Annotated in this window: 38 protein-coding genes and 4 pseudogenes; 7 read left to right on the forward strand and 35 right to left on the reverse strand. The window is 38.9% G+C overall.

The annotated features are described in order from the left end of the window. Positions 1-591: 591 nt before the first annotated feature. The 3 genes from HUE98_RS08625 to HUE98_RS08635 all read left to right on the forward strand — a co-directional run bounded on the left by HUE98_RS08625 (position 592) and on the right by HUE98_RS08635 (position 3,583). Complete coding sequence (locus HUE98_RS08625; RefSeq protein ID WP_241423415.1) at positions 592-1,584, forward strand: LytTR family transcriptional regulator DNA-binding domain-containing protein; 993 nt, start codon at positions 592-594, stop codon at positions 1,582-1,584. A 107-nt stretch (positions 1,585-1,691) separates the two neighbouring features. Further along, positions 1,692-2,543 carry an ABC transporter ATP-binding protein gene (locus tag HUE98_RS08630; protein ID WP_241423416.1) on the forward strand — a complete coding sequence of 284 codons (852 nt, stop codon included), beginning with the start codon at positions 1,692-1,694 and terminating at the stop codon, positions 2,541-2,543. After that, positions 2,543-3,583, forward strand: coding sequence for an ABC transporter permease (locus tag HUE98_RS08635; protein WP_241423417.1), 1,041 nt, complete (start codon positions 2,543-2,545; stop codon positions 3,581-3,583). Before HUE98_RS08630 ends, HUE98_RS08635 begins: the two co-directional genes overlap by 1 nt. Before the next feature lie 96 nt (positions 3,584-3,679). On the opposite strand, the gene HUE98_RS08640 is transcribed toward HUE98_RS08635, so the two are convergent. The 13 genes from HUE98_RS08640 to HUE98_RS08695 form a co-directional block, all read right to left on the reverse strand. Beyond that, on the reverse strand, positions 3,680-4,042 hold the full coding sequence (locus HUE98_RS08640) for a DUF6483 family protein (protein WP_241423418.1): 363 nt from the start codon (positions 4,040-4,042) through the stop codon (positions 3,680-3,682). A 231-nt stretch (positions 4,043-4,273) separates the two neighbouring features. After that, the gene (locus tag HUE98_RS08645; protein WP_241423419.1) at positions 4,274-4,423 is read right to left on the reverse strand and encodes a hypothetical protein; all 150 of its coding nucleotides are present in this window, start codon (positions 4,421-4,423) and stop codon (positions 4,274-4,276) included. Between the two features lie 292 nt (positions 4,424-4,715). Next, on the reverse strand, positions 4,716-5,063 hold the full coding sequence (locus tag HUE98_RS08650) for a hypothetical protein (RefSeq protein WP_241423420.1): 348 nt from the start codon (positions 5,061-5,063) through the stop codon (positions 4,716-4,718). A 169-nt stretch (positions 5,064-5,232) separates the two neighbouring features. Beyond that, positions 5,233-5,754, reverse strand: a complete 522-nt coding sequence (locus tag HUE98_RS08655; RefSeq protein WP_241423421.1) for a DUF6431 domain-containing protein — start codon at positions 5,752-5,754, stop codon at positions 5,233-5,235. Positions 5,755-6,279: 525 nt separating this feature from the next. Further along, entirely contained in the window at positions 6,280-6,636 is a 357-nt protein-coding gene (locus HUE98_RS08660) for a hypothetical protein (RefSeq protein ID WP_241423422.1), read from the reverse strand. 152 nt (positions 6,637-6,788) lie between these two features. Continuing rightward, positions 6,789-7,556 carry a flavodoxin family protein gene (locus HUE98_RS08665; protein ID WP_241423423.1) on the reverse strand — a complete coding sequence of 256 codons (768 nt, stop codon included), beginning with the start codon at positions 7,554-7,556 and terminating at the stop codon, positions 6,789-6,791. Positions 7,557-7,663: 107 nt separating this feature from the next. Beyond that, complete coding sequence (locus HUE98_RS08670; RefSeq protein WP_241423424.1) at positions 7,664-8,071, reverse strand: FMN-binding protein; 408 nt, start codon at positions 8,069-8,071, stop codon at positions 7,664-7,666. Between the two features lie 41 nt (positions 8,072-8,112). Next, positions 8,113-8,526: an FMN-binding protein gene (locus HUE98_RS08675; protein WP_241423425.1), complete on the reverse strand. Its 414-nt coding sequence runs from the start codon at positions 8,524-8,526 to the stop codon at positions 8,113-8,115. A gap of 168 nt (positions 8,527-8,694) precedes the next feature. Beyond that, entirely contained in the window at positions 8,695-9,285 is a 591-nt protein-coding gene (locus HUE98_RS08680) for a TetR/AcrR family transcriptional regulator (protein WP_241423426.1), read from the reverse strand. 60 nt (positions 9,286-9,345) lie between these two features. After that, on the reverse strand, positions 9,346-9,588 hold the full coding sequence (locus HUE98_RS08685; RefSeq protein ID WP_241423427.1) for a hypothetical protein: 243 nt from the start codon (positions 9,586-9,588) through the stop codon (positions 9,346-9,348). Positions 9,589-9,620: 32 nt separating this feature from the next. Further along, on the reverse strand, positions 9,621-9,908 hold the full coding sequence (locus HUE98_RS18035; protein WP_407080312.1) for a recombinase zinc beta ribbon domain-containing protein: 288 nt from the start codon (positions 9,906-9,908) through the stop codon (positions 9,621-9,623). Between the two features lie 342 nt (positions 9,909-10,250). Further along, positions 10,251-10,859 carry a rhomboid family intramembrane serine protease gene (locus HUE98_RS08690; protein ID WP_241423428.1) on the reverse strand — a complete coding sequence of 203 codons (609 nt, stop codon included), beginning with the start codon at positions 10,857-10,859 and terminating at the stop codon, positions 10,251-10,253. Between the two features lie 159 nt (positions 10,860-11,018). After that, positions 11,019-11,405: a GntR family transcriptional regulator gene (locus HUE98_RS08695; RefSeq protein WP_241423429.1), complete on the reverse strand. Its 387-nt coding sequence runs from the start codon at positions 11,403-11,405 to the stop codon at positions 11,019-11,021. 90 nt (positions 11,406-11,495) lie between these two features. Here HUE98_RS08695 and HUE98_RS17770 point away from each other — a divergent pair. Next, positions 11,496-11,579, forward strand: a pseudogene (locus HUE98_RS17770) (ATP-dependent helicase); the annotation flags it as partial. Here HUE98_RS17770 and HUE98_RS08700 read toward each other — a convergent pair. The 5 genes and pseudogenes from HUE98_RS08700 to HUE98_RS08720 form a co-directional block, all read right to left on the reverse strand. After that, the gene (locus tag HUE98_RS08700; RefSeq protein ID WP_241423430.1) at positions 11,575-11,718 is read right to left on the reverse strand and encodes a hypothetical protein; all 144 of its coding nucleotides are present in this window, start codon (positions 11,716-11,718) and stop codon (positions 11,575-11,577) included. The pseudogene HUE98_RS17770 and the gene HUE98_RS08700 sit on opposite strands and share 5 nt — an antisense overlap. Positions 11,719-11,817: 99 nt before the next feature. Continuing rightward, positions 11,818-12,255 carry a hypothetical protein gene (locus HUE98_RS08705; RefSeq protein WP_241423431.1) on the reverse strand — a complete coding sequence of 146 codons (438 nt, stop codon included), beginning with the start codon at positions 12,253-12,255 and terminating at the stop codon, positions 11,818-11,820. Then, positions 12,245-12,457: a helix-turn-helix transcriptional regulator gene (locus HUE98_RS08710; protein WP_241423432.1), complete on the reverse strand. Its 213-nt coding sequence runs from the start codon at positions 12,455-12,457 to the stop codon at positions 12,245-12,247. Before HUE98_RS08710 ends, HUE98_RS08705 begins: the two co-directional genes overlap by 11 nt. Before the next feature lie 580 nt (positions 12,458-13,037). Next, a complete protein-coding gene (locus HUE98_RS08715; protein WP_241423433.1) occupies positions 13,038-13,766 on the reverse strand; it encodes a hypothetical protein in 729 nt (242 codons plus the stop codon). A gap of 155 nt (positions 13,767-13,921) precedes the next feature. Beyond that, positions 13,922-14,170: pseudogene (locus HUE98_RS08720) on the reverse strand (single-stranded DNA-binding protein). 190 nt (positions 14,171-14,360) lie between these two features. On the opposite strand from HUE98_RS08720, the gene tnpA reads away from it, so the two are divergent. The 3 genes from tnpA (at position 14,361) to tnpC (ending at position 16,671) form a co-directional block, all read left to right on the forward strand. Further along, positions 14,361-14,675 (forward strand): IS66 family insertion sequence element accessory protein TnpA, encoded by a 315-nt coding sequence (gene tnpA / locus HUE98_RS08725; protein ID WP_241420451.1) that lies wholly within the window; start codon positions 14,361-14,363, stop codon positions 14,673-14,675. After that, complete coding sequence (tnpB, locus tag HUE98_RS08730; protein ID WP_241420450.1) at positions 14,669-15,025, forward strand: IS66 family insertion sequence element accessory protein TnpB; 357 nt, start codon at positions 14,669-14,671, stop codon at positions 15,023-15,025. The genes tnpA and tnpB overlap by 7 nt, the downstream gene beginning before the upstream one ends. Before the next feature lie 71 nt (positions 15,026-15,096). Further along, on the forward strand, positions 15,097-16,671 hold the full coding sequence (gene tnpC, locus HUE98_RS08735; protein WP_241423317.1) for an IS66 family transposase: 1,575 nt from the start codon (positions 15,097-15,099) through the stop codon (positions 16,669-16,671). 94 nt (positions 16,672-16,765) lie between these two features. On the opposite strand, the pseudogene HUE98_RS08740 reads toward tnpC, so the two are convergent. The 17 genes and pseudogenes from HUE98_RS08740 to HUE98_RS08800 form a co-directional block, all read right to left on the reverse strand. Beyond that, positions 16,766-17,014 (reverse strand): annotated as a pseudogene (locus HUE98_RS08740) (single-stranded DNA-binding protein). A gap of 608 nt (positions 17,015-17,622) precedes the next feature. Then, the gene (locus tag HUE98_RS17635) at positions 17,623-17,745 is read right to left on the reverse strand and encodes a hypothetical protein (protein ID WP_277623720.1); all 123 of its coding nucleotides are present in this window, start codon (positions 17,743-17,745) and stop codon (positions 17,623-17,625) included. Positions 17,746-17,812: 67 nt separating this feature from the next. Next, positions 17,813-17,959 (reverse strand): hypothetical protein, encoded by a 147-nt coding sequence (locus HUE98_RS08745; protein WP_241423434.1) that lies wholly within the window; start codon positions 17,957-17,959, stop codon positions 17,813-17,815. 259 nt (positions 17,960-18,218) lie between these two features. Then, a pseudogene (locus tag HUE98_RS18040) lies at positions 18,219-18,443 on the reverse strand (SPL family radical SAM protein); the annotation flags it as partial. Positions 18,444-18,469: 26 nt separating this feature from the next. After that, entirely contained in the window at positions 18,470-19,324 is an 855-nt protein-coding gene (locus HUE98_RS08750) for an EFR1 family ferrodoxin (protein ID WP_241423435.1), read from the reverse strand. 1,047 nt (positions 19,325-20,371) lie between these two features. Next, positions 20,372-21,220, reverse strand: coding sequence for an SDR family oxidoreductase (locus HUE98_RS08755; RefSeq protein ID WP_241423436.1), 849 nt, complete (start codon positions 21,218-21,220; stop codon positions 20,372-20,374). Positions 21,221-21,286: 66 nt separating this feature from the next. Next, positions 21,287-21,616 carry a hypothetical protein gene (locus HUE98_RS08760; RefSeq protein WP_241423437.1) on the reverse strand — a complete coding sequence of 110 codons (330 nt, stop codon included), beginning with the start codon at positions 21,614-21,616 and terminating at the stop codon, positions 21,287-21,289. Between the two features lie 12 nt (positions 21,617-21,628). Beyond that, on the reverse strand, positions 21,629-21,760 hold the full coding sequence (locus tag HUE98_RS18045) for a CPBP family intramembrane glutamic endopeptidase (RefSeq protein ID WP_407080283.1): 132 nt from the start codon (positions 21,758-21,760) through the stop codon (positions 21,629-21,631). A 32-nt stretch (positions 21,761-21,792) separates the two neighbouring features. Beyond that, positions 21,793-22,239, reverse strand: coding sequence for a DUF3795 domain-containing protein (locus HUE98_RS08765; RefSeq protein ID WP_241423438.1), 447 nt, complete (start codon positions 22,237-22,239; stop codon positions 21,793-21,795). A 175-nt stretch (positions 22,240-22,414) separates the two neighbouring features. Then, positions 22,415-23,122, reverse strand: coding sequence for a DUF3267 domain-containing protein (locus tag HUE98_RS08770; RefSeq protein ID WP_241423439.1), 708 nt, complete (start codon positions 23,120-23,122; stop codon positions 22,415-22,417). Further along, entirely contained in the window at positions 23,053-23,451 is a 399-nt protein-coding gene (locus HUE98_RS08775) for a hypothetical protein (protein WP_241423440.1), read from the reverse strand. The genes HUE98_RS08770 and HUE98_RS08775 overlap by 70 nt, the downstream gene beginning before the upstream one ends. Before the next feature lie 123 nt (positions 23,452-23,574). After that, positions 23,575-23,976, reverse strand: a complete 402-nt coding sequence (locus HUE98_RS08780; protein WP_241423441.1) for a hypothetical protein — start codon at positions 23,974-23,976, stop codon at positions 23,575-23,577. Positions 23,977-23,978: 2 nt separating this feature from the next. Then, positions 23,979-24,638 (reverse strand): TetR/AcrR family transcriptional regulator, encoded by a 660-nt coding sequence (locus tag HUE98_RS08785; protein ID WP_241423442.1) that lies wholly within the window; start codon positions 24,636-24,638, stop codon positions 23,979-23,981. A gap of 414 nt (positions 24,639-25,052) precedes the next feature. After that, positions 25,053-25,157 (reverse strand): DUF1294 domain-containing protein, encoded by a 105-nt coding sequence (locus tag HUE98_RS18050; protein WP_241423443.1) that lies wholly within the window; start codon positions 25,155-25,157, stop codon positions 25,053-25,055. After that, positions 25,138-25,317 (reverse strand): DUF1294 domain-containing protein, encoded by a 180-nt coding sequence (locus tag HUE98_RS18055; protein ID WP_407080284.1) that lies wholly within the window; start codon positions 25,315-25,317, stop codon positions 25,138-25,140. The genes HUE98_RS18050 and HUE98_RS18055 overlap by 20 nt, the downstream gene beginning before the upstream one ends. Positions 25,318-25,517: 200 nt before the next feature. Continuing rightward, positions 25,518-25,856 carry an arsenate reductase family protein gene (locus HUE98_RS08795; protein WP_241423444.1) on the reverse strand — a complete coding sequence of 113 codons (339 nt, stop codon included), beginning with the start codon at positions 25,854-25,856 and terminating at the stop codon, positions 25,518-25,520. Between the two features lie 12 nt (positions 25,857-25,868). Continuing rightward, positions 25,869-26,063, reverse strand: a complete 195-nt coding sequence (locus tag HUE98_RS08800; protein ID WP_241423445.1) for a YwbE family protein — start codon at positions 26,061-26,063, stop codon at positions 25,869-25,871. Positions 26,064-26,132 lie beyond the last annotated feature (69 nt).

Consider the following 26,132-nt stretch of genomic DNA (forward strand, 5'->3'; position numbering starts at 1 on the left):
TATTAATACCTATTTTATACATTTACATTTTAATCTGTAAATTCCTTCCCGATTCAGGTAATATTATCGAAAAAACAAAAAATACTCAAAAATTGAGCATTAAAGTGGATTTTATCTAGTTATTTAGAATTATGTCAAGCAACTGCACTAATTAAACAGTGTGTGCAGACTTTGTTTATGAGTCTAGCTGCCACTAGAAAAATTAAATATTTCATCAATGGAAGCATCAGTCCTTGATGAACTGGGCATAAAAAGCTCAGTGAAAACTATGTCCAGTTCCCCTAATTTGAGATTATTTTTGTTTTTAAAGGGAAATTTCTGTTTTTATGGAATATTAACATCATAAAACTGCCACAGCAAAGTGGATACATGTTTGAAAGAATAAACTCCTATTATCAGGCAATGTAATCAGGCTTTGAAAGCTGATGTATGGATTGCTGTATATTCGAAAGGGATAGAATACCATGCAGAGCACTTTAATTGATAACATAAAATCTTAACTGTAATTATTCGTCAACAAGTTTTAATAATTGTTGACGTTTGGAAATAACAGTTGGATGCATGGTTATTGAATCAAGAGGGGTGAATATATTGATTCAGGCACAAAGGATTAAACTTGTAGCGATTTCACATCATATTACTTTTACTGTGAATCCCGGTGAAATTATGGGCGTAATAGGCAGCCCGGGCAGCGGAAAAACAACCCTCCAAAAAATTTTAGCCGGTACCATACCCCCTCCCTCCGGAAAAGTGATTTGCGCACAAAAACGAGGGATTCTCTTTGAAGAAAATTTTTCATATGAACGTTTAACCGTTAAGGAAAATCTATCTTTTTTTGCATCTTTATATGGAACTGCTTATAAATCTGTAAACCGTTTAGTGGAAGAATTTAGCCTCCAGGAATTCCTCAACCACAAGTGTTCGCTGTTGGAAACCGGTATTCTACGCCGTTTAAACCTGGCTGTAGTTCTTCTCGGCAGCCCGCAGGTGCTTCTTTTAGACGAACCGTTTCTAAAAATAGATCGCCTGTCTCACTTTGTCATGCAGGAAGTAATCAACAATCTCGTAGAAGAGGGATGCTCTTTAATATTGACAACCTTTGGCCAGAGAGAAGCGGTTAATTGCTGCCAGCGTCTTCTTTACCTGGAAACAGGCGAGATTGTTCCGACTGCTTTAGATAAAGTTAACGATGAGAAAATAATCAATGAAGATGGAGATAAAAAAACACAAAAATCACAACTGTCTTCAAGCCCCTGGCAGAGAATTCCTGTTTATAAAGATGACACAACGGTTCTGCTTTCACCGGAGGAAATCTTATATATTCAGACCACAGGAGGGCAGATGGAAGTGGTGACCACATCAGGTACTTTTGAAGCTCGTTATACTCTTTCAGCTTTGGAGGAGAAACTGGTAGGAGAGGGCTTTTTCCGCTCTCATCGCAGCTGCCTGGTCAATTTACAAGAAGTCAAAGAAATTGTAAAGTGGAGCAAGAATTCTTTCGAACTGAATCTTCGTACCCCCGGCTTTAAGGTACCATTAAGCAAACACCGGGTAGACGAACTTAAATCCCTTCTTAATCTGTAGCACCCCAATGCTCCAGTCAAGGCTCTTTTTTCTCCACCTGGCTGATATTTATCGCACTGCCGCTCTTTTCTAATTATAATATTAAAAAAACGAAGGCAGGTGGTTGAATGACGGTGGCAATCGAAACCATTAATTTAGGGAAAAATTTTGGTAAGGTGCCGGCAGTGAAAAATTTGAATCTTCGGGTTATGAAAGGTGAACTCTTTGGACTGCTGGGCCCAAACGGTTCGGGTAAAACTACCACAATTAAGATGCTGACCGGGCTGCTTACTCCTACCGCAGGAGAGGTAAAAGTGCTGGATGGGAAATATACTCCTACAAACCATGAGTACCGGCAAAAAATTGGGGCTACGTTTACCGGAAGTCTGTATGAAAGACTAACTTCCAGGGAAAATTTGCAATTTTTTAGTTCTCTTTACCAGGGGAAAGACATACACAGCCCCGACGAAGTTCTGCAAATGGTTGACCTGGAAGACACCGGTAGAAAAACGGTAAAACATTTTTCCCGGGGGATGCGTCAGCGGCTGGAACTGGCCCGTGCCCTTATTAACAAGCCTCAGTTTCTTTTTTTAGATGAACCGACACTGGGGCTGGATCCACTGGGAGCCCGCAAGCTGCGTCAGGTAATAAAAAATATTGTTGACAGCAGGGTAACCGTTTTTCTTACTACCCACTACATGGAGGAGGCAGATGAATTATGCCACCGAATTGGTTTTTTAAATCAGGGACAGCTGGTGGCAGTGGATTCGCCGCAAAATTTAAAAAAGCGTTACGGGCGTAATGAATGGAACGTGGTTATAGAAGAGGAAGGACAAACCCGGGAGCTTTTTTTGCCCAGGGAAAAAGAAAATCACATCGTTGAACTATTGAACTGTGGAAAGCTCCGCTCCCTGCGTTTAGGTGAAGCTACCCTGGAGGATGTATATGTCAGGCTTACCGGAAAGGAGCTGGCTTCATAATGTACCATGCACTTATCATTTTCTTAAAAGACGTAAAGGATATGGTTCGCAATATGTCATTTATTTTTATTATTATGATGCCGCTGATAATTGGCGGAGGGTATACCTACCTGCTTCCCGACGGCCTGATCAGTGTAGGTTACCTGGGAGAAGCACCGGTATTCCTGGCAGAGATGGCCGAAACTGAGGAAATATACCTGAGGGAATACACCAGAGAAAATGAACTGAAAGAAGCATTGGGACGAAATATCCAGATAGGAGTGATTCTCCCCCAGGGATACCAGGAGGCCCTGGAAGAGGGAAACCCGAAAAAAATAACGATTTTGGAAAACACGGAGAATCACCCGCTGGCAAATATGATTTTGTTTATGTACCTTAGCGCTGCAGGAGAACAGGTTATGCCAGATGTAGAGGTAGAGCGTATCGTGAAAGATGACGAAACACCCCCTAGGGGTATGCATACCCAGATCTCAGTAATAAGTGTGGTTATGGGATTAGTAATGATTGGTACTCTGCTGGTACCCTCCTTGATTGTTGAGGAAAAAGAAAAAGGAACCCTGAGAGCGATGGTGACCGCAGGGATCAGTTTTCCTGTGATTATTACCAGCAAAGCCATTACCGGATTTTTATTGTGCAGCATAGTAGGCCTGCTAACCGCTTTGGTTAGCAGCTTGAATATAAGCTCTCCGGGTGTCTTTTTCACTTTTCTAATTTTGGGGGCAATACTTACTACTTTAACAGGTCTAATAGTAGGTGGATTGACGGAAGACCTGATGACCCTGAATGAAATATCATCCATGGTGATGATTTTTTTACTGGTTCCCGTTCTTCTTCAAAATGTTGCCCTTCATCCCATTATAGAAAAAATCATGATGGTAATTCCCACTAATTGGATAATAGATGCTTTCTACCTATCCCTTTTACCAGCAGTTGATTGGGGCAGGCTGTATTTACCTCTGTTTATTTTAACCGCTGCCAATTGTATACTGTTTTTTGCAGCGGTAATTACACTTCGGAGAGCAAGCGAGCGGGTGGCATAGTAGTGCTATGGCTAACTGCAGACGAAAGCTTTCTAAAACTATCTTTTCTTTTTTATAGTAATACTAGCCAGCAGCTTCACTTCAGTGAAGCTGCTGTTATTTCGGAGTTCTGTAGTACTTTTGAACAGCTTGAATTCCTTCATAAATTTCATTCCGTGAATAGTCACAGTTAAGCAATGTTTCATCAGTCAATTCGTTTAAATCCTTAAAAAATGCAATGGCAACTTTTAAGTGCTCTTTGCTTCTATTGCGTTCAACCTCTTCAAAAAGAAGGTCCTCTGCTTCATTAATCTTTCTATCCTGAATTAATTTTTTCAATCTGTAATATAAAAAGCCGCTGTCTGAAATGTTTTCTTGTTCATCAAATATCTCAATCGTAATAATATCTTTTTTAAAAAATCTGACTGCTGCCTTCGACAGGTTTTCTATTTCTCGCATTATATAGTCATTGTTAAACATATGTTTTCCTCCTGGTGGGTGTGTTTTTTAGATAATTTGCACGATAATCATTTCTATGGATTATATTAGAAAATACCAGCGAGTATCTTTGGGGTCTATTGACCCCGTGAGGATGTCACAGAGAAATCCTTGGTCCCCACCGCTCAATCTCAGCACAAGGAATTTTAGAAATCAGATAGCTAGATGTCAAGTGTCCTCAAATAATGAAAATAAAGTTTTCTATAATTCTCTTTATACGGCAGTGAATTGGAAATTCCTCTTTCCGGGAGATGCTTCTCCGCTGATGGTAACCTGCTCGGTGGTAACTTTGTGGCCCCTGGCGGCAAGTTGTTCTTTCAGCTTTTGGGCCACAGAATATCCTAATAGGGGCCTGTCCCTCACCGTGTTACTGGCCCCGAGAGAGAGTTTCTAAAAAATTGCCAAGGGGCAAGGGCCGGAAACTACCGGATAATAGCGCTCCGGCAAGGTTTGCACACCCCGTATTCCTTGATATGTTCCCGCAAACAAGGTGACTCGAGTTGATGGCATTGATGTCAGAAGTTGATTTTTGACCCCCGACGTATGTGGGAACATATCAATCGGTTTTTTACTTATTTTTAAGAAACCGAGGTATGAGGGAACATGTCGATTAATAACGAGACTGAAAAATCCCTAGATAATTACTCTTTTTTAATTATTTTGTAAGCAACCTAAGAATAACAATTGTTATGCCTGATAGATACAAAACTGTGAATATAACTTTATTGTCCTTAGCTAACCATTTCGGAAGAAATATATCAAATCCAATTTCTCTTTTATTATCGTACTTTTCTGCGATAGTTGTTAATGGACATTTCCATCCATTTAGAAAAAGTATTACACCTTCTATTCCTACTATTAATATTGCAATAAATGTGAATGCATTAACTATGTTCTTTATTGATGAGTAAAGTATGTAGGATATTAATATCACAAAAACAACCCAAATGATTGTATGGAATAATTTAATGAAAAATAATTTAATTGTTTCATTTTTGTGCATTTTATAAATTTCACCCCATAGTAGAGATTATCGCACAGCCTACTTTAAATATTTACATTTTAACATATTTTTTTATTACAACTAATCAGAAAAACTTTTGCTCCCAATCCTTCCTTGGTCATGACCATCTTCCTTTCTAAAAGGGGATTGTCATCACCATACACCGGCTTTACCCGGCAGAAAAGGCCGAACGGGTCTGTACCCAAAGATTTTGTTTCACTGCCTGGTGGACAACGCGGCTTAGCCATCCAGTTGTCTCGCCTACGTACTGCCGGAGCCGTTGGAGTCGGGTTCCGGGAAAGGGAGTTTTTTCCACTGTATTGTCTTTTGTCATGGTGTTCAACACACCCAGCAGGTGGCAGGTGAGACCGTCAAACCAGGAAACCCAGCGTCTAATGGTGGAATTTTCCACAATGACCAGTGAGATGTTTCCTTCCAGAACGGCTTCAACACTTTTGACTGCATGGCGTTTGTAGGGGATCACACTGCCGGGAAGTTCGTGATGGATCCTGCTGCAGGATTCACATTTCAACCGTCTGATGCGGATGGTCTTAGTCTGAGGGTTGCCTTCACTGGTTTCAATGATTTTCCTGTTGCGGCTTCCAATGACAGTGGCTTTCTCGCCACGACAACAGGGACAACAAAATGGCTCCAGACTCCTAACAAAAAACACTGGTTTCAGGGTTTTCAATCAACTCATATTCTGATAGAATGACCATAAGAGTTGTGTGAGACGTCCCTGAGACTGCTGTGGTGAGCAGTCTATCAAAAAGGGGCGTCTTTCCTTTCTTAAGAGTAGTTATGGTCATTATATCTGGCAATTTTCGGACAGGCAAGTCAGTCAGCAATTGGTCATTTTTTGCTATCTTAAACAATTATTAGTTGATTCAATGACTGTAAGATTCAAACCTTCATATGAAATATTTCCACTAGAAGTTCCTACCTTGATATATGCATCTATACCTGGATAAAGAAAAACTGTAATTGTGCCGGATTGAGAGCCAATTTCCAAGTCTTCTTGAATAGCTGAAACTTCAACTGAAATGCTACCACGCTTGGTACAGATCTTATGTATACCGCCTGCTTCGGTAACGCTAATTTTGCCATTATCGGTTATTGCATTTACTAAACCAGTAACTCCATTAATTTCAATCCCGCCTGTGGACGTTTGGACTGAGACTTCCCCAGCAATATTCTTTACATTGATACTGCCACTTTATGTCTGTGCAATGACATCTCCTGCGACATTCTCAACATTGATACTTCCTGTTGAATTATCTACCTGGGACACTAGTATTCCTTCAGGCACTCTTATTTGGTACTCAACGCCAACTATTAGGGATGCTCTATTACTGTATTCACTGCTTATAACAATTCTATCGCTAACTTTTACCTCAATATTTACCTGATCCAGAAATAGCCCTAACACGCTCTGTTTGACAGCTACAACCTCTATATAGTCCTGTTCCCAACTTGTAATTGATATGCTTCCTGTTTTGTTGTAAACTTGCAGTAGTGCCCCTGGCTCAACAAAATATTTTTCAAGGAATTCTTCTTTTTTTATACCAAACATAAATATCGCACCTCCTACAATTAACACAATGAGCAATGCAAGACCTGCTATTAATAGAATCTTATTGCACCCTTTCATTCTATTTGACCGCCTTTCTAAGATTTGGGTATAAATAAAAAATGACTTGATAATTTTCTTGCATCATTTTTTTCTCACCAGTTTTTCCTAATGGTATAAGCTATCCTATCACATAGGTTCCCTGCACTTTTTTTTATAAGGCCCAATTTAGCCTCATAATAATAGTCAGAGTGAAACCATCCCTTTTCATTATAATAAGAAAAATCACGCGAGCAACTATCTTCAAATTGTAAACATGTTCTTATTAATCTAAAAAGGATTAAACTAAAAAATGATGGCGTACTTAATTTTGACTGAATAAGTCCTTTGTAAAACCTTTCAGCAGATTTTTTCATTTCTTTTTCGATCCATTTTTGCTGATAATCGGTGATTGGTTCTGATGTTCGCACACAACTGCCTTTAATTACCTCAAAACCTAATCTCTTCCCTACGAACTCCAAATATTTAAGAACTCCCCTTCCACCAAAAACTCCTTGGGTTACGACAGCTATATAAGTTTTACTAAAAAAACATGGACGATGAAAAATATAAGAAGATCTATCTATAAAATTTTTCATTCGAGCCGTCACCTGAAATCCATAAACAGGAGTAGCAAAAATAACCCCATCAGAATTATCCAATTTCTCCAGCAACTTATCTCTATCATCTTTTAAAGGACAATATTGTTCTCCTTTTTCAAAACATAGCTTGCATCCTTGGCAAAACTCTAGGTGAAACTCGCTTAAAAAAATATACTCAAATTCTATATCTACATATTGCATCAAGTTGCTTTCCATTTTCTGGACAGCGTTATAAGTAGCGTTTTTGCTCTGACTCCCAATTACCGCAACCACTTTCTTCATAAGAACACTCCCCCATAAATTGCTCTTACTTTACCTAACAACCTTGTATCATAAGGAACCCAGCTAAGAGAAACGTAATCATGTTTCAAAACCCCAGTTCATAATAACTAATCACTATTTTTCGCTTTGCTTAAAGCAATTTCCAAGGACTTAAGAAATGCTTTATGAGTGACAGTTGCACCGCTGGTTACATCCACCTCCAATGATTGTGCATTGATGACTCTGTTGAACAATTCACTGGGATGATACTTGTTTTGTCGAGTTAGTTCAGGCTTTAATAGCTGGATATCTGTGACATTTCCAGAAGTCACTGTCACCATCACTTTTTTTGCTCTCATTTTGAGCATACCACCATCATATTCACCAAAATAAGTGCCCTCTTTAAGATTGTTAAAATCCACGTTATTAATAGTAAGATTTCTGCCCTCAAGCCGTTCAATAGCTAATATCGTCCATCCTGCTGCCAGCGCCAAAACCAGAAACACCGACAATAATTTTAGTTTTCTTTTTAGCATTTTAACTTTTCCTCCCTTGACCAAGCATGTTTATCCTTTTTTTATTCAATTAGTGCTTTGAGCAGAGCGTCTTCAACCGCACTGAGGTAAGTTTTTGAGGTAACGGTAGCTCCGCTGATGGTATCCACATCCAATGATTGTAACGTAATTATGGAATTAATTAATTCATTCATATTCCCTTCAGAGACTTCGGATGGATGGTCTTCCTCCAATAATTGAATGGCAGTGATCTTTCCTGAATTTATTGTAACCTGTAGTTTCTTGGCCCTTAATCTGAGATTTCCGGCATAGCCGCCATACTCTCCAATATAAGTACCGTCATTGAGATTATTAAAATCTACAGCGCCCACAGAGAGACTTCTGTTTTCACGCCAGGTTTCAACGGCTAAAAATGTTACAAATCCTAAAACTGCTACAAGAGTAATCACTAGTACCACTAACAGTATTTTTCGCACACATAGTTCCTCCCTTCATTTTTTCAAACATACTATCAAACCGAAATCCACGTTTCTTTGCTCTCACGGAGATTATGCTTCTCACTTTTCACCCATCCTTTTACAAGAGTGAATGAATATTGAATGTAATTCATTCATGTAATAACAAAAAATAACTGCCTGGTCTATCTATTCCTTATGACAGTCAGTTAACCCTTTCATTATGAACTCTACTAAGTAATATATAATCTGCGGAAAGTGGTGAACTCCAATATCTCCCTTATGAACGTCGATATAATGTACAGAGTTCAATAAAGCTAATATAAGCTCATCATCCAGGTCAATTCTGATTTTATCTTCAGCTTTCCATTTTTTTATCAGTTCTGATGCAGTGCTCTGGAACAACTCTCCTATGCTTTCTATACCGTCTTGTTCATGGAAATGTTGCTCCAATTTACTGACCAGTTCCTTGTTATTCCATTCCCTTAGAATCTTATTTGTGTTCATTGCGTTAAGATTCTGTGTCACTAATTTTGTAACTAGCGCTAATGGATCATCTTCATTGAGGTTAAAAGATTCCAGCAAGCTCTTTTTTTGCTTTTCATTTTCTTTCATAAGGACTTCAAAGAAAATCTGCTCTTTTGAGTCGTAGTAGTTATAAAATGTACCTACACCTATTCCAGCTAGCTTTGCAATGTCTGCAACACCAATTTCTTTAAAGCCTTTTATATAGAATAATTCCCTCGCACTTTTAAATATCTCTTGTCGTTTGTCTAACATAAAGTATCCCTCCGAGTGAATGAACATTTTATTTTATTCATTCGTATCTTATCATTATTCTTAATAATAGTCAACATCGGCTCCAACGCCCGACTTAAATTCCACCGTAAACTTCTCTTCAAAAACTCTCACTTTCTTAATAAGCCTTCTTACTAGCTGTTCATCATATTCTTCCAATTCTCTTGGTTGATCATCTAAGAACTCTGCCATTTCAATAATGCGTTGTCTTTTTCCTTCACGCTCTGCATTTTCAATCAGGGCGTTTTGCTTCAATTCCCTAAGGCGATAGATCTCATCTGCCACATCCTCATAATTCGCTTTGGAATTGGCCAGTCTTAATAATTCTTTTGAAGCTCGTCCAGTTTTTCATCAATGTCTTTTGTGGCTTTGTCGCATTCTTCATTTAAAACGGTGGCAATATTTTCGATTAAGACTGCAAGGAAAATGTCTTTTTCGGCCAGCACATCATTTATTGCTTTTACAACTGCTACCTTTAAAGCCTCTTCATTGATGGTTGGGGAGGGGCAGTCGGAACCTTTTTCTTCAAGGCGGCTGACGCATCGCCAGACAATGGACCTGCATCCTCGATTGTTCCAATGAACCCTTTGGATGGCTCCATCTATTCTGTCTCCTCAACCCTACCATTTTTGAGGTCGTATTTTATCCAAAAAAACACCCTCAATATGTTCCCATGAACGCATATCGAGGGGTTAAGTCGAGTGGACAGATTTACTTTCATTTTATGAAACTTAGTAATTTCAATACTTTTCGAACTTTAAATTATAGACATCAATACTACGCACTCCACGTGGCTCGAGAGGATAGCATTGATGGCAGAGGGCGATTTTTGCACCTTGCGTATGAGGAAACATATCAATGGGTTTTTGGCTGTTTTTCCGAAAAGGGACGTTCAAGGGAACATATCAACTTTCTTTGCTTTTATAAAATTGCGGCATATCTCGCTGTCATTTAGACTTTATATTTTCTTTGTTTTTAATATAATATCCAGAAATTAGTCCCACAAAAATTCCTGTAAGATGAGCAACACCACTATCTAATGCTTGAGGAATTAAAATTGCAGAAAATACACTAAAGACAATCAAAGCTAATACCCACCACATAGCCTTCGATTTTAGTATTACTGTACTAGGGCGCATAACTGCGAATGCAGAAACTACTCCCATAACGGCTGCAGAAGCCCCCGCAATAAGCCCTGTTCGCTCAATTATTAATCCGTTAAATGGAAATGCCAGACTACCCATCAGCCCTGCTATCAAATAGACCATTACTACTGTTTTTGCGTTTGTAATCTTTTCTAATCTTGAACCAAAATATAAAAATAAACCCATATTTAAAATTATGTGAATAAGCACTTGATGTGAGAAAAATACAGTAACTAATGTCCAAGGTTTTTCTAGTATCAAAGATATCTCATGATTCAACAATAATTTCGCTCCAAGGCTAGGAATTATATTTAAAGCGATAAATACAATTAAATTTATAAATATAATAACTAACGTCCCTTGTCCATCACGGATTATTTCTTTGTACTTCTCGACCATCTTGTTATTCATTTTTAGTCCTCCTTGTGTTATGTTTTTAAGCACTTCTGTATCATCTCTACCAATGGGAAGAGTATTTACGCTAATCGGGGCCAAAGAAAAAGCCTTTGGCTAATATCCCTTAAGGCAAAGTCCCCTATATATGAAGTTAGATTTCTTGTTTCCAGCGCATTAGCGGTCATCGTTGCCACCTCGATAGACTTTATTTAAAACACTAATTACTTCTTCCCGGGAAATGCCTGCCGTCGAAGAAAAATCTTTGATTTCATGCAGCCTTTCTGACAAAATATTTAGGTGTATTTTCTTTATTTTTGCAGCATCAATCTCAGCCACAAAGCAGCCTCGGCCCTGCAGGTTAATGACTATGCCTTCCTTTTCCAGTTCCTCATAAGCCCGTTTTACGGTCACAACTCCAACTTTTAAGTCCTTGGACAACAGTCGTATAGAAGGGAGCTGTTCCCCGGATTTCAACTTCCCCGTAAGAACCATTTCCTTGAATTGTCCCCGTATTTGTTCATATATGGGCGTTTGAGACAGGGTAGAAATAAGAATATTCATGTATGCCACCTCATCCTACTGTTACCATACAATAATCACAGTAGGATATCAAGGTTGTTTTATTCAACTCTCATCATTCAACTCACAACATTAGCCCTTTGTCATCCGGCTTCAGCGGGACATGGGCTCAATCTTCAGGAAGGCGGCTGCACCATCATTTGGTTTGGTCTTACCTGAAGTCTTGAACTCTATAAGGCTTTACACCTTCCCCATTTATTAGCAAAACACGCTTTTCCACCACGTAATCCGTTAGCTGATCCAGTTTTTCCGGCGACAAATCTTCAAAATTGATGTGCCGCTTAACCACAGCCACATGAGAGATGTTTTCCTGCCTGGCTACCTAACTGAAAGCCTTTCTGTTGTTATTTCTCCGACTCAGCGGTTCACAGGCAGAAGAAAATTAAACTTGTAGCTACATCTCTTTGTGATATTTGTTGATATAATAGACCATAGAAAACACTATGAATAAGTAGGCCGCAAATAAAGTTAAATATACATACATATCAACTTGCATGAGTACAAACGCTAAAGTCAGCGCGCCGTATACAATCAGCATCAGGTCATACGCTTTTGCTTTAGCTTTGTTGCTAATTGCCATGTTGCGCTCATCCTTTGTGTCAATTTCTATTTGCTTGGCAACATTTGGGCTTTTATTTAATATACGGTTCTTTATTGCCGAACCAAGAGTACCTCCGAATAAGCCTGCGCCCACCCCGATACAGATATAAGGCAGCGTGCGCATGATGCCCTGCGCATCCGACAGCGATATTACAAGAATAAATCCCGTAATCAGCAATACAAAGCCGAATACCGCAAGCGCAACATGTTTTTTAATACCCTTATTTATCATTGCTTTGCTCCTCCTCAAAAATAAAAATCTCTTCGATGCGCATTTCGAAGAATCGGGCAAGCTTGAAGGCAAGGATAATAGACGGATTATATCGCCCATTTTCCAGGGATCCTATCGTTTGTCTTGATACTTCCAAAGCAGCGGCCAGTTCTTCCTGTTTTATACCTCTCTGCTTTCGAATTTCTTCCAACCGATTCTTCATAGCCGACACCCTCCCATCACGGAAAGTTTGCTTTTCATTATTATTGTAGCACTGTCAGAAAAAATGTCAAGTGTACTTTCCATGAATAAGTCAACTATTTCTGTATGTCCTCACTGCCAAAGCCTTACCTTCAAATTCAAGTATTAAGACATAGACATGACTTCATCGATAATTATTCAGTCAAGAATGTATCGCTCTTCTCGAGCATCTGAATAAAGGCCTTTATTGTTGTTGCTTTCACGTTTTTACATTTGCGAGCCAAACACTTGTCAGTTAGTTTCTTTAACCCGTTTTGGGCAGCGTCGTAACGTACCAAGCTTATATAATACTGCTGATTAACTTACATCTATCCTGTCTCCACACCTATACAAAAACGACCGTTATCTAATCTGTCAACTCGGCCCTCTCTCAATTAATGCCGTTGACATGTTCCCACACATAACAAAAATAGGGCTTCCCAGTCAATCTGCCGCCAGCTATTTTGTAGCATTAAGCAGCACACGCTGGAAAGCCCTTGGTCTTCCCCAGGTTTAATCCTTTCAAATGTAACATATTTTTTTTACATTTGGTTACATGCGAATCATGTACTCACTGAGTGTTGCATGATTTCAAATATTGCCGGGAATAACGACGATATCAATATCTGTATACCTGTTGCCAGATCTAAAAACCCATGTCCTATCATCAAAGGTGTCAGGGCTCTATTTTTGTTGTAAATAATGCCCAGAACAATCATCAAGGGCAGGAATGATAAAAATCGAAACAATATATATTTCCAATCAAACAATAACGGAATAAAACTATGTTGTAAGGCATAAAAGAATATGATATAACTCATTGCCAGAAATTTATTGCCTGTATTCTCTTCAATCTTGTTAAACGAATATCCGTAGTATAAGGGTAGTTCCGCAAATACGATCGTTACAGGCAATAGGATTATATTAATGATAGCAATCCAAATTGGAATTGGCTGGATTAGAATGGTTAGAACATGCCCATAAATAGCGAGTCCAAAGACATACATCCCACCCACTCCAATTGACATCATCAAAATGATTATAATCAATAAGTTTTTAAAGTTTAATTGCCCTTTTTTATATTGAATCAAATCCCTGTAATCAGAGCCTTCGTATTTGCAGACTAAAACTAAAACAAGAATTGTGATCACATTGAAAACAATGCAAAGAACAGGCCACCACTTAGTGCTTTCATCCAACGATTGATTTGTTATCGCAGCAAAAAACAACCCGCCAATTATAAATAAAGCACTCCGAAAAAGTGGTATGATATAGGGTAAACTTTTTTCCATTTCACTATTTCCCCCTCTTAAAAATTCAATGCTTTGACATGTTTTCTTAATGGAGCAATTTATCTTCTGCAAAATTTCTACACAGAATTCCCAACATCTACCACATTGTTTAAATAAATTTGTCTGATATTCTCCACTTACTCCGGGCCTATGATCTAATCATGTATAATTTCAACTTTCTTGTATCTTTGTTGTTTTGAAGATGTTTTATCTATTTTCTGAATACTGCCTGTTGTTTTGTTGACGTAATTCAGAAACAAAGTGCCAAGCAGCAATCAATTCCCATGAGGAATTCTTTTCCAAAAGTAACCCATAAACAAATCTTTAACAAGGAAAATTTCACCATCATTCAGGTTCCTGGTTTCATTAATAGCATCCTCCAGCAATTTATTCACATCAAACATTTCTCTCCCCTCACTAAACAATGTTGTTATCCTTCTGGTAATCAACATTGTATCACAATTAATGTTCATTATCATAAAATATCACAACAGTTATAATGAAAGTAAGCGTCAAACTGTGCCCACATAGTAATCTTCCATAAAATATGCGATAATTTTCCTCAAGTAAACCAAGTGAGGAGGATTTGCATTTATGACAAAAGAAGAACTGAGAAAAATGTGGGAAGCACGGGTATCGGCTTTTAGAGTCAGTGGGCAGAGCACCACAGAATGGTGCGCTACACATGATATTAAACTTCATCAGTTACGCTACTGGCTTCGCAAATATAAAAACATAGAAAACTCTGCTGCTCCAGCACAATGGATGTCAATAGAAATAGACAGTTTAGGTTCCAACCCTGGGAACGCCATGCTAGTAAGAATAGGCAAAGCAGCCATAGAAGTAAAACCAGGATTTGACAAACAGCTACTCTCAGACCTGGTAATGACATTAGCAGACATATGCTGAACGAAAATACCGTAGAACGGGTATACCTGGCCTGCGGAAGCACGGATTTGAGAAAGGCGATCGACGGATTGGCAGTTCTGGTAAAAGAAGGCTTTGAACTGGACCCCTTCTCCCCCTGTTTATTTGTATTTTGCAACAGAAAGAGAGATAAGCTAAAGATTCTTCATTGGGAACACAATGGTTTTTGGCTATATTATCGACGTTTGGAGCGAGGCAAATTCCAATGGCCGGAACAGCCCAGCTTTAAGCCGATAAAAATCAGCTGCCGTCAGCTGCGCTGGTTACTGGATGGTCTGTCCTTAGATCAGCAACAGGCTCATTCGGCAGTAACAGCTCGTACGGTCATATAAAACATAGCAATTTCACAAAAAACCACTGTTTTTAGGAGGAATTAGCCTTATATTAGTCGAATTAATAATATATGAAAACAAAACCTAAAAATACCGCCAATTCTATAGATTACTATCAAAAACGCTGCGAAGAACTGGAAAAAGAAAATGCCGAGCTTAATGCCAAGGTAAACTGGTTTTTAGAACAATTTCGGCTCAACAAACAGCGGCAATTCGGATCATCCAGTGAAAAGACCAATCCAGATCAAATGCAGCTTTTTGATGAAGCAGAGGTAGAAGCACAGCCCCTTCTGGCTGAGCCTACAATTGAAACCATTACTTACCAACGACGTAAGAAAAAGAAGGGCCACCGTGAGGCCATGTTAAAAGATCTGCCCGTGGAGACGGTAGAGTACCGCCTGCCAGAAGAAGAGCAAATCTGCTCTTGTGGTCATCCTTTGCACGAGATGAGCACGGAGGTCAGGCAGGAGCTTAAAATCATTCCCGCTCAGGTAAAGGTAGTAAAGCATGTGCGCTATGTCTATTCCTGCCGAAACTGTGAAAAAAATGAGACAAACAACAGTCCTATAGTAACTGCTCCAATGCCTAACCCTGTGCTAAAGGGGAGCCTGGTTTCCCCGTCGTTCATGGCCTACGTTATGAGCCAAAAGTATTTAAATAGCATGCCTCTTTATCGGCAGGAACAGCAGTTTAAGTACCTGGGAATTGAATTATCCCGTCAGACCCTGGCCAACTGGGTGGTCTACGGAGCTGATAAGTGGTTAAAACTTCTATACGACCGTATGCACACTCACCTACTAAATCATGAAGTGCTACAAGCAGACGAAACCACCTTGCAGGTGCTAAAGGAACCGGAACGGCCAGCAGAATCAACTTCATACATGTGGTTGTATCGAACCGGTCGGGAAGGGCCGTCCATCGTCCTCTATGACTACCAAGAGACACGGGCCAAGGTCCATCCCCACAAGTTCCTTTCCGGTTTCAAAGGTTATCTGCAGGTTGATGGCTACGCTGGCTACAACGGTTTATCGGACGTTACCCTAGTCGGTTGTTTGAGCCACGCAAGACGGAAATTTGATGAGACGCTTAAGGCTCTGCCTAAGTCCAAAAAAAATGCTGAAGTAGCAGCAAAGAAAGGCCTGGACTTTTGCAACCGCCTATTTGCTATTGAACGTGATTTAAGCGAAAAAACCTTTGATGAACGTTATGAAAAACGCCTGGAGCGCAGCCGTCCTGTGCTGGATGCTTTTTTAGCATGGCTTAATCAACAAAAACCGCAGGTGCTCCCAAAAAGCTCTTTCGGTCAAGCTATTAATTACTGCCTAAACCAGTGGGATAAGCTTGAAGCTTTTATGCTGGATGGTCGCCTGGATATTGATAATAATCGTGCTGAGCGCTCCATCAAGCCTTTTGTAATCGGAAGAAAAAACTTCTTATTTGCTAATACCCCCCGGGGGGCTAAGTCCAGTGCTACTATCTACAGTGTCGTTGAAACGGCCAAGGAAAATGGATTAAATCCCTTTAATTACTTGAACTATTTGTTTGAGAAACTGCCTAACATAGATATTGAAAAACAGGATATTCTGGATCAACTGTTACCATGGTCTGATACTTTACCTGATAGTTGCCGGTTAAAAAATAGGTAGTTTAAATACCCTGCCTTAATTAAGGTGGGGATTATTTTACGCTTACGTTTAAATAAATTTGTCTGATATTCTCCACTTACTCCGGGCCTATGATCTAATCATGTATAATTTCAACTTTCTTGTATCTTTGTTGTTTTGAAGATGTTTTATCTATTTTCTGAATACTGCCTGTTGTTTTGTTGACGTAATTCAGAAACAAAGTGCCAAGCAGCAATCAATTCCCATGAGGAATTCTTTTCCAAAAGTAACCCATAAACAAATCTTTAACAAGGAAAATTTCACCATCATTCAGGTTCCTGGTTTCATTAATAGCATCCTCCAGCAATTTATTCACATCAAACATTTCTCTCCCCTCACTAAACAATGTTGTTATCCTTCTGGTAATCAACATTGTATCACAATTAATGTTCATTATCATAAAATATCACAACAGTTATAATGAAAAAACCGCCAAGCAAGGAACTACTTTCCTCAACTGACGGTCATGCTCTGCTTATATATATCTTAACACAGGACTTAAACTCAATAGTTTCACCGCAGTTGCCGCAATACACAATACTGGACAAGGCGTACTTGCTGCTATAGACACGTTTTTTCCCAATTTTTCGGCATGCAGATTTGCTCGTCGTATCATCTCTTCTTGTACCATCAAATAAATTTCGCGTGGAATGATTGGCTCGTGTCTAATGAGCTAACTATTGATACAATTTAGCGATATTGCATTAACGCTAATAGGTTTGATCTGTTAAAAGGTTTAGGATTTCTGCTAAAAAGTATGCACACCCCCTCTAGTTTTTGATATGCTTCCATGACCACGATGGCTAATCTACAATAAAATGATACAATTCACACCCCCAAGCACCGCTACTCTGTATGTTTTCAAAATGCATATTACGTTTTTAAAGAACCAACTATTCCAGTGATTGAGTCACAACTCCGGCAGAGTGAAAGCTAGATATTGTTATAGCCCGATATGAGCCAGGCCCACTGCTTATCCTTCATCAGGTAACCCAGTACGACAAGCAGCAACCCCATACCGATATGAACTAGCGGAAGAAACAGTTCAGGTGCCATTGGTACACAGACTCCCTTCATCGTTTTAGTTCTTAACGATCGAAAATCTCGGCAGTAAATTCAGTCACTAATTTTGAAGATCCCTCTTGAAATAATGCCAGCACCAAAATACCTCAATAAGTTCCCAGCCTTCCCGGCCGTATTCGTTTAGCCTCCTGGTCGTAGCCTCTCCCATTCCCCAAATGAACACACACTTATATTCATACTGTTTCAATTTACATCTTCCTTTCCTGTATAGTCAGGTAAGTCTGAAAAGGTGTTATAGGAGCGGAAAATAAACTGCCAGCTTTAAACAGACAGTGCCAAAAGGAATGACATCTATCTCAAAACTTTTTGTTTAATTCCCCCTCAAAGCCCTTAGTAAATGCTCGTTCTGAAAGAGAACATCGCCAAACCGCCTACTACAATAATTATGGAGATCAAACCAAGGGCAATTCCGACGATGCTACATACTTTATCCACTACAGCATAATCTATTTTTTTAATTTTTCTTTCATTGGCTTAGAATAACTGCTGGAAAGAGAATACTTATCTCTAAGCAAGTTTACGGTCTTATATAAGGTATTCTTATAATCCTTGTCTGCATCACCTGTTTTATATAGTGCTAAAAAATGATTATAAAGCCCGGTGAACTCCTTTTTTATAAAATCAAAAAACACTCTCCTTGTTTTTCCCCTTAAATAAAGAGTTCCTGGCAAACACTAAGCCAAGTTTTTACAATTTGCTACTCGATAAGGTCTTCAGCTGTAACTTCGGGATGTTTGTACCTAAACGAGGGATCTTCTTTATCCAGGCAGATCGCTTTGGATGCACAGTAATGATAGCAGGCAGCACAGTTAATGCAGTTGTGATGCCACCTTGGTTTAGTTTGAGAATCGGTTATATTCTGCATCGGACAAATGCGCTCACAGTTACCGCACTGCACACAATTATCATTGACCCAGTAGGCAGAATCAAGCTTTTTAATCAGAGAAAGCTGGTATGGCTTTCGGAAAGCCGTAAGGGCAATGATATGCCCCAGGAACCCCCATTTTGATTCAAGCTTACCTGGTTGTTTAGCCTTCACCAGTTGAGCAATTGCTTTTGTTTTAACAGTTGCTGCCGCGTAGTGAGCTTCGGGGCTTTTACGTTGTATCGAAGCAATCTTTGGATGATTGCCCGGCATACCGATGAGAAACCCTGCATTCAGACTGATACCTTTCTGTTTAAGCAGCCCACTAAACTGATGCAATGCCCTGCCAAATAAACCCCCACCGTTTACTACAGCAAATGTATATGATATATCCCCAAAATGGGCCTGTTGGATGAACTCCCGGATAAAGGCTGGAGGTCTGGCAAAATATATCGGAAAGACAAACCCGATTATATCGCCGGCTATAACTATTTCTTTACCCACACACATAAGCTTTGGCATAGAGATCAATTCAGCATGAGCAAATTCTTTACCTATGTTACGGGCAACCACCAGTGAGTTTCCGGTTCCTGTGAAATAATAGAGCTTGAGTTTCATTTTATCTTTTCCATCTCCAATATGCAACTTAGTATTGTTAGCCAAGCCAGAACCTGACAGACAGATCAAACCCCAGCCCTCGTGCAATAAGGTCCGTTCCCAGTGCAAGCATACGTTATCCCAAATCTATGGCTATCCTTATGAATCCGTTCACTTAATTCAGATTGGCTTAAATGAAGTTATCAAGTAAATCTTGTGTCCTTCTTTGACAATACTTCCATTTACAATCAATTTGAATTTATTTGCTTTTCGTGCCCGAGTTTCCGTAACTTGCCTTACGGTAATTTCCAGAAACTCCCGGGCAGAAGCTGCAAGACCTGCTCCTGCAGCTTCTATGGAAATAGTGTGTTCTTCAACCCTTTTTAGTTTAGGGGGTAAAACAGCCTTCTATTAACTTGAGAGTCAGTTATCTGTTTGGCAATCTTTTTCTAAGGGCTGCAGAGAAGCAAAATATTGAATTTTTTCATGATGAAGAGGAAATTGCCAAGGGGCAATATCCGGAATATACCCTCAGCAACCTGATTTTAATCTGTTACAACAGCCACCAAACATGGATGTTTGTTTAAATGTGAATCAAAATAGTTTTTTAGATATGTTTATACAAATTCTATCATCATAGCAGTCTGTTTACAAAAGCTCTATCTGATATTCATTTAAGAAAAACTTATAAGCAGAGTGTTTTGCTTTATTAAAAATGAGGAGCGCATCTTGAATAGCGGAAACGTCTTTTTGGGGCAAGTCTTTTTTATAGATACTTCCCTAACGGTGCCATATAAACTACAAATTCCTCTACACCATCAACCTTAATCAAAGTATCTGAAAATTCCTGGTTGGTTTCACCTCCTTTGTATAGACCTTGGAGTTGTAATGAATGATGCCGCCCACTGAACACGCGGCACGACCATGTAGGGACCGGCGGTCAAGATGAGGGCCGACAACAGCGTTACGACGACTCCCCACAGTCTCCGCCCGCAGAAATACCCCGTCAACAGCAAAATAACTTATTAGCTTCGGTAATTTTGTGGAGGTAAAATTACCGGGTGGGGGGTGGGAAAGCTTCTTACTTATGAAACGGAATTGAACGCTGATTTCTGAAAACAATCCAATCATATGACCCTAACTCAAACCCTTAAATTCAACCAATTTTTTACTTAGATCCCAAAGTTTTTTTGCAATAGCTTTATCATATGAACTTTTCGAGGACGGTACCGATCTTTTACGATAAAAATATCTCCCAGTTACGCCTTCTATGTCGCTAGAAGTTGCAAGATATATTGCCGTTTCTGCTCCCTGTTCTGGAGTCTGGAAGAATGGTCTTAACAGTCGAGTAATTAATGTGCCAAAGCCAGTATCTCTATTAATCCCCATGCTAGTAGCAACTGCACCAGGGTGAAGACAGTTCGCAGTAACACCCGTTCCTTTCAGCCTTTCTGACAGTTCATATGTAAACATAATATTCGCCAGCTTAGATTGTGCATAGGCACGCCAAAATGTATAGTTTTTCTTTAAATTAACATCTTCAAAATATATTTTGCCAGTTTTATGTGCACCTGATGTAACATTGATAATTCTTGCAGGAGCACTTGCAATAAGAATGTTAAGAAGCACATTAGTAAGAAGAAAGTGACCCAAGTGGTTAACTCCGAAATGAAGTTCAAATCCATCGGCTGTCTGATGATATCCGGGCAGAATAACGCCTGCATTATTAATAAGCACATTAAGCTGTTGATACTTTTTCTTAAATTCTACACAAAAATTCCTTATACTTTTTATAGAACCTAAGTCACAGAGCATTAGTTCCACGGAATTATTTCCACTTATAGCTCGAACATTTTGAAGAGCTTCTTCTCCCCGCTCCTTGCTTCGACAAAGCATTACTATAACTGCTCCGATCTTAGCAAGCTCAATGGAAGTCGCCTTACCCATCCCTGAATTTGCACCTGTGATAACAACAATACTTCTCATATCCATCTTTCCTGTCTCTTCACAAATTAGTATGAGTATAAATATTTTAAGAGTATATAAACCTCATCATTTTTTTGATGTTTCCAACTTTAATTCATCTATAGTAAACTTCTGGTTAAAAAATAAATTCTTATCATATAAAACTAGAGCTATAGCAAATATACCCAGTAGAACGTTTTGGATAATACGAGCAATATCACCTATTTGAATTAATTCTCCAAAGAAATTAAAAGCAAAACGAAAAACAATAGCCCCTAGAATACTACGATTAGTCTTAAACCATGCCCAATGTATTATAAAAGTAGCTGGAATCATTCCCAGAGCAAAAGCAGAAAAAACAAGCGGAGTTTCTAAAAGTTGATTATGAAAGTAACCAGGTATAAAGACAAAAGGCAAATGCCAAAATATCTAGATTATACTCATAACTAAACTAGCTGTAAAAAAGTTAAATCGTGATCTTAAACTATCTATTCCATAACCACGCCATCTAAGTTCCTCTGGAATTGGACCAAAAACAAGATAAATTAAGAAAAAAACCAAAGAACCATGAGGATGTCATTGATTCTATAAGCCTACTCCTCATTCCAGCGGTATTTTTTATTCCGTTGTAGTGTTTCAAGATTACAATTCAAGCACAGTCCGTTATGACAGCATATCACTGTGCCGCATTCCTGGCACTGCCACTTTTCCTCTTCCTTTTTCAGGAATCCCTCTATGCCATTTTCTTGAATATATGTAAGATTTTCTATCATGCTCATATGGTATTTTGAGCGGTAGCGCTTATCCAATGATTTCAACCTTTTGCAGGGAAAGGCTTCACACTCATAGCAAAATCGGACTTTCCCTTTTCCAAGCAATTCACATCCATCACTCATGTGAGTACAGTTTTTTCCTCTCGGAATACAGCCGGGACAATATTTCTTGCGGAATCCTTGTTTGTTCAAGTCATTTTTCATGAATTGATAAGAAATGCATAAGCTGCAATTCATTCCACAAGGAGCAATTAGCTTTTCATTCATTATAAACCCATCTCTCCTGAAATTTTCTCCACATAAGGCAACCAAATCCAATACATCATGTTCAGTTCTGATAACTGATTCACAAGAAAGAAGTTCAAAAACATCCAGCCAATGTGACTTTAGAAAATACGGTGTGAACCCTCTCTTAAGTTTATCATAGTTCACATGTGCAAGTTCAATGAGGCTTCCAATAAGTTTTCGGCCCGTTGTTTTTTAGCATGGCCTTGTTTGGCACTTGCATTATAACAAATAAAAGGGATAGCATATCTACAGACGAGGCCGTGGCGTTGAGTAATATTAAAAGCTTTAAAGGTGATGTTAATATTCCGAAAAGGCCTAATATAATCGGCAATATGATTGAGACTATAAGAAATGGTGCCACTGTTATTAATTTAAACCTTGATTTCTCAATCTCCTCTTCCGTATAGACAAAACCCCCAAATAAAGCTAGTCCAACATAAGTTTTTGTTGAGCTCATGAAGTTTGGGATGAACATCAAGTGGAGCAGTTCATGGAATATAATAACAAATACCAGTGAAATAATTACACCCGGATCGATGGTTATGGAAAACGAGTCGGGGGTAAACCCGAATTCTTCCAAAGATATTGTAGAAAAAACCCCTATTGACATTACGGAAATAAAGAGGTTGGCAACCATAAAAGGAACTGATAATATAATTGCAGCTGCTAAGGTCCCAGGTTCTCTTAATGTTATCCATCCGCTGTTAACTAATTCTTGATGGAGGTTCTCGTCAAACTCCGGCAGCTGCTTTCGTTTTATTATTTTCACAAAATAGTAAACTCCTTTCAGGTTTACGCATAGTAAGCCAGCACCAGGAACAGTGGAACCAGGACCAGCCTGGCCAAAGCAATCTTCATCCACGCCTGGTCTCCTTCAATGGAAGTAACCTTCTCCTGACCTTTTTTATTGAAAATTATCAGGGATCCCTTAATCAAAGCACCAATGGGTATAACAATAACCAGTACCCATCCTGCCCAGGTCTTGTCCGGACTGGTGATAAAGCTGACTAATACGGCAAGATAAAAGATGATATAAGCAGCCAGACTCAGATAAAACCACCAGGGCTTTCCCTTCTCTGAGTAAGCGGCCTGCTCCACTTTTTGAAACCGTCCTCCCATAACCGCAATTAGTATACTGGTACCTAACACAGCTGCAGCAATAACTAATCCAAAAATTTGTACCAATGACATTTAACTATCCCCCTTCTAAATTAACAATACTTTCTTTTACTCTATTAAAAAGTGAATTAATGTTCTTAAAGCTGTCTTTCAGATATGGAATAATGTAATTTATTTGTTACCCGTTTTGCCAAACTAATACACCTGAAATATGATTACCAATATTATTAACCCTATGATGCTGGCTCCGATATCAATCAGAACAATATCCCGTCCTTTATCTTTTCTCAGCATCCGGGCCACCATTTTTTGGAACCTTCCGTAATCAAAAAGCAGAGCCAGGGCTTTAACCGCAGTTAATGAAAAAATGATAGTGATATATATGGAATTGGGTACATCCAGGGTAAAGTGCAGATACCAGGTAATACCGATTAAAGCCAAACCAAGCAGGGCGACAGGTACAATCCAGGGAGGGCGTTTCTCACTGTAAAACTTCTCAATAAACGCGTTCTCATCCCAGGGAAGCAGGTGCATGTACACAGGTTTCAGCAGCGCCAGCAGTCCAAACATAATCCCCAAAGCTTTAAAATAATTCATGGTTATTCCTCCTCTGTTGGTTGTGGGTCTTGGGAAAGGCCAAACTTTAAAAAATCAAATAATTTTTTCATTTCTTTTATCATGACATCATCGCCCTTTTGCAGAAGTTCTCGATAATCCGGGTAAATATCGGCAAACCTTATGATTATGAACCCAAGAACACGTATTATAAAATCCCTTCCTAAGCCCTTTCGCACCTCTCCGGCTTCAATGGCTTGGTCAACCATGGAAGCAATGTACTGGTCAAAGGCATCTCTAAATTTTCCCCAGATCCTCTCTTTAAGTTCATTGTCCGGCATATTCTGCAGATGGTTATTTATCATGTGATAGCGATAATTCTTTTTTGCGAATTGAACGGCTGCTTCCATCTGAAAAGCCAGGCTTTCAAAAAAATCCAGCTCATGGAGAGGGCGATCCAAATTTTGCATAACCGTTTGAAGGAACTTTGCTTTTTCTTCCATTACCCTGTTCAGCATATACATATAAAGGTCTTCTTTACTATGAAAATAGTGATACATGCTGCCCTTTGAAATACCTGCATTTTGTATGATTTGGTTTATAGAAGCAGAGTCATAATCTTTTTGGGAAAATTCATCCACGGCTGCTTCCAGGATCTTTTCCTGTTCCTCCCTGGATAAATTGACAAACCCTGGTTTAACCACAAATTTCACATCCTTTCATATTAGACCAAGCGGTCTAGACTACCTAGTCTAATAATAGCATGCCTTTTTAAAAATTGCAAGGCTTTTTTCCTTCACGACGATAAATTTCCAACCTTTCTTTATAATTAATGAATCTTCTGATAACGGCAGGAAAAACTTGTGGATTAGCGAAACAATGGTTAACAGGAAAGAGTTTTTTGGTTCAGACAACAAAGAAGATTGTGTTTATAATCATCCGTGAGGGGCTTTAAGTCATAATATTTGTACAGGGGGTTGAAATGAAAAATATTTTCAGGCAGTGAACGTTTTGTTGTAATATCTTACTCCATGGCCATGTGTATCCGGCCAGTAACCTGGAGTCAAAGCCTTGTGCCTGAAGTTAAAATAAATAACCTCAAGTTATGATAAAATGTGCTACCGGTTTAAGTAAAAATATGTTACAAATAAATTCAAAAATATTATGAGTGATATGCCATGGGTGAAGTGTAGTTGCTTTGTTTTATGGCGAAAAATCCTCATTCCCAGGTAAATACCAATAGCCCCGCCAAAAAAATGCTAACACAAACAAACTTCTTTCCGATATCCTCCAGTTACCGGTTTTAGCCCTGTTTTTATCTAAACCCAAAACAATGAAGCTAACAATGTTTATTATCAAGAAAGATGTAGCTAATTTTTCCAAATCATCACTCCGTTTTTATATTGTTTAACCATCTTCAACAAGTCTCGCTACGTCCATGCTGCACTTCTTGCATATACCTTTAAGAACCACCCTAAAAAGGTTATTATGTAAAATATAACCCACTATTGTTGTAACACCACACTTACCATAAAAAATATTATTAATAAGCGTTGCTGTGTGGCAGGCGATATTATAGCCCTTTACTCCCAATCCTTCCACACATCAGGTCGATAACCTAACGTAGCATTTTTGCCGTTTCTTACAATTGGAGTTTTGTAAAGCTTAGGGTTTTTGAAAAGAATTTCTTCTCGGACACTGCTACTTCCAATATACTGAAGGTTAAGTCTCTTATAATAACCCGTATCCTGATTAAATAAATTATGTAAACTTACGGCAGCTTTCACGTTTGCCAACTCACCTTTACTTAATCCATATTTAAAGAGGTCAATGAACTGATATTTAATTTTTCTCTCTTTAAAGTACCGCTTTGCCTTTTTTGTATCAAAGCATTTTGCTGCTCCAAATATTTGTATGCCCATCAAATATTCTCCTTAAGGAATGATTTTCTTGACCCTACCCACTAAGCCTCCAATGAGCCTAACTTTAATGCCATGGGGGTGAGTAGCAGCACTGGTAAGAATAGATTCAACTACACCCTCGGTCATTTTTCCGGTATGCTGATCTTGTTTTTGAACTATTAAGACTCGGGCACCAGGTTTTAGATTTTCACGAATATTTCCATTCATAATCTGTCTCCTTGATTTTTACGCTATTTTATAAATAATCCATTTCTTAAATCACAAATTCCATTTTCA

This window comes from Candidatus Contubernalis alkalaceticus (assembly GCF_022558445.1).
In the GTDB taxonomy this organism is placed as follows: domain Bacteria; phylum Bacillota; class Dethiobacteria; order SKNC01; family SKNC01; genus Contubernalis; species Contubernalis alkaliaceticus.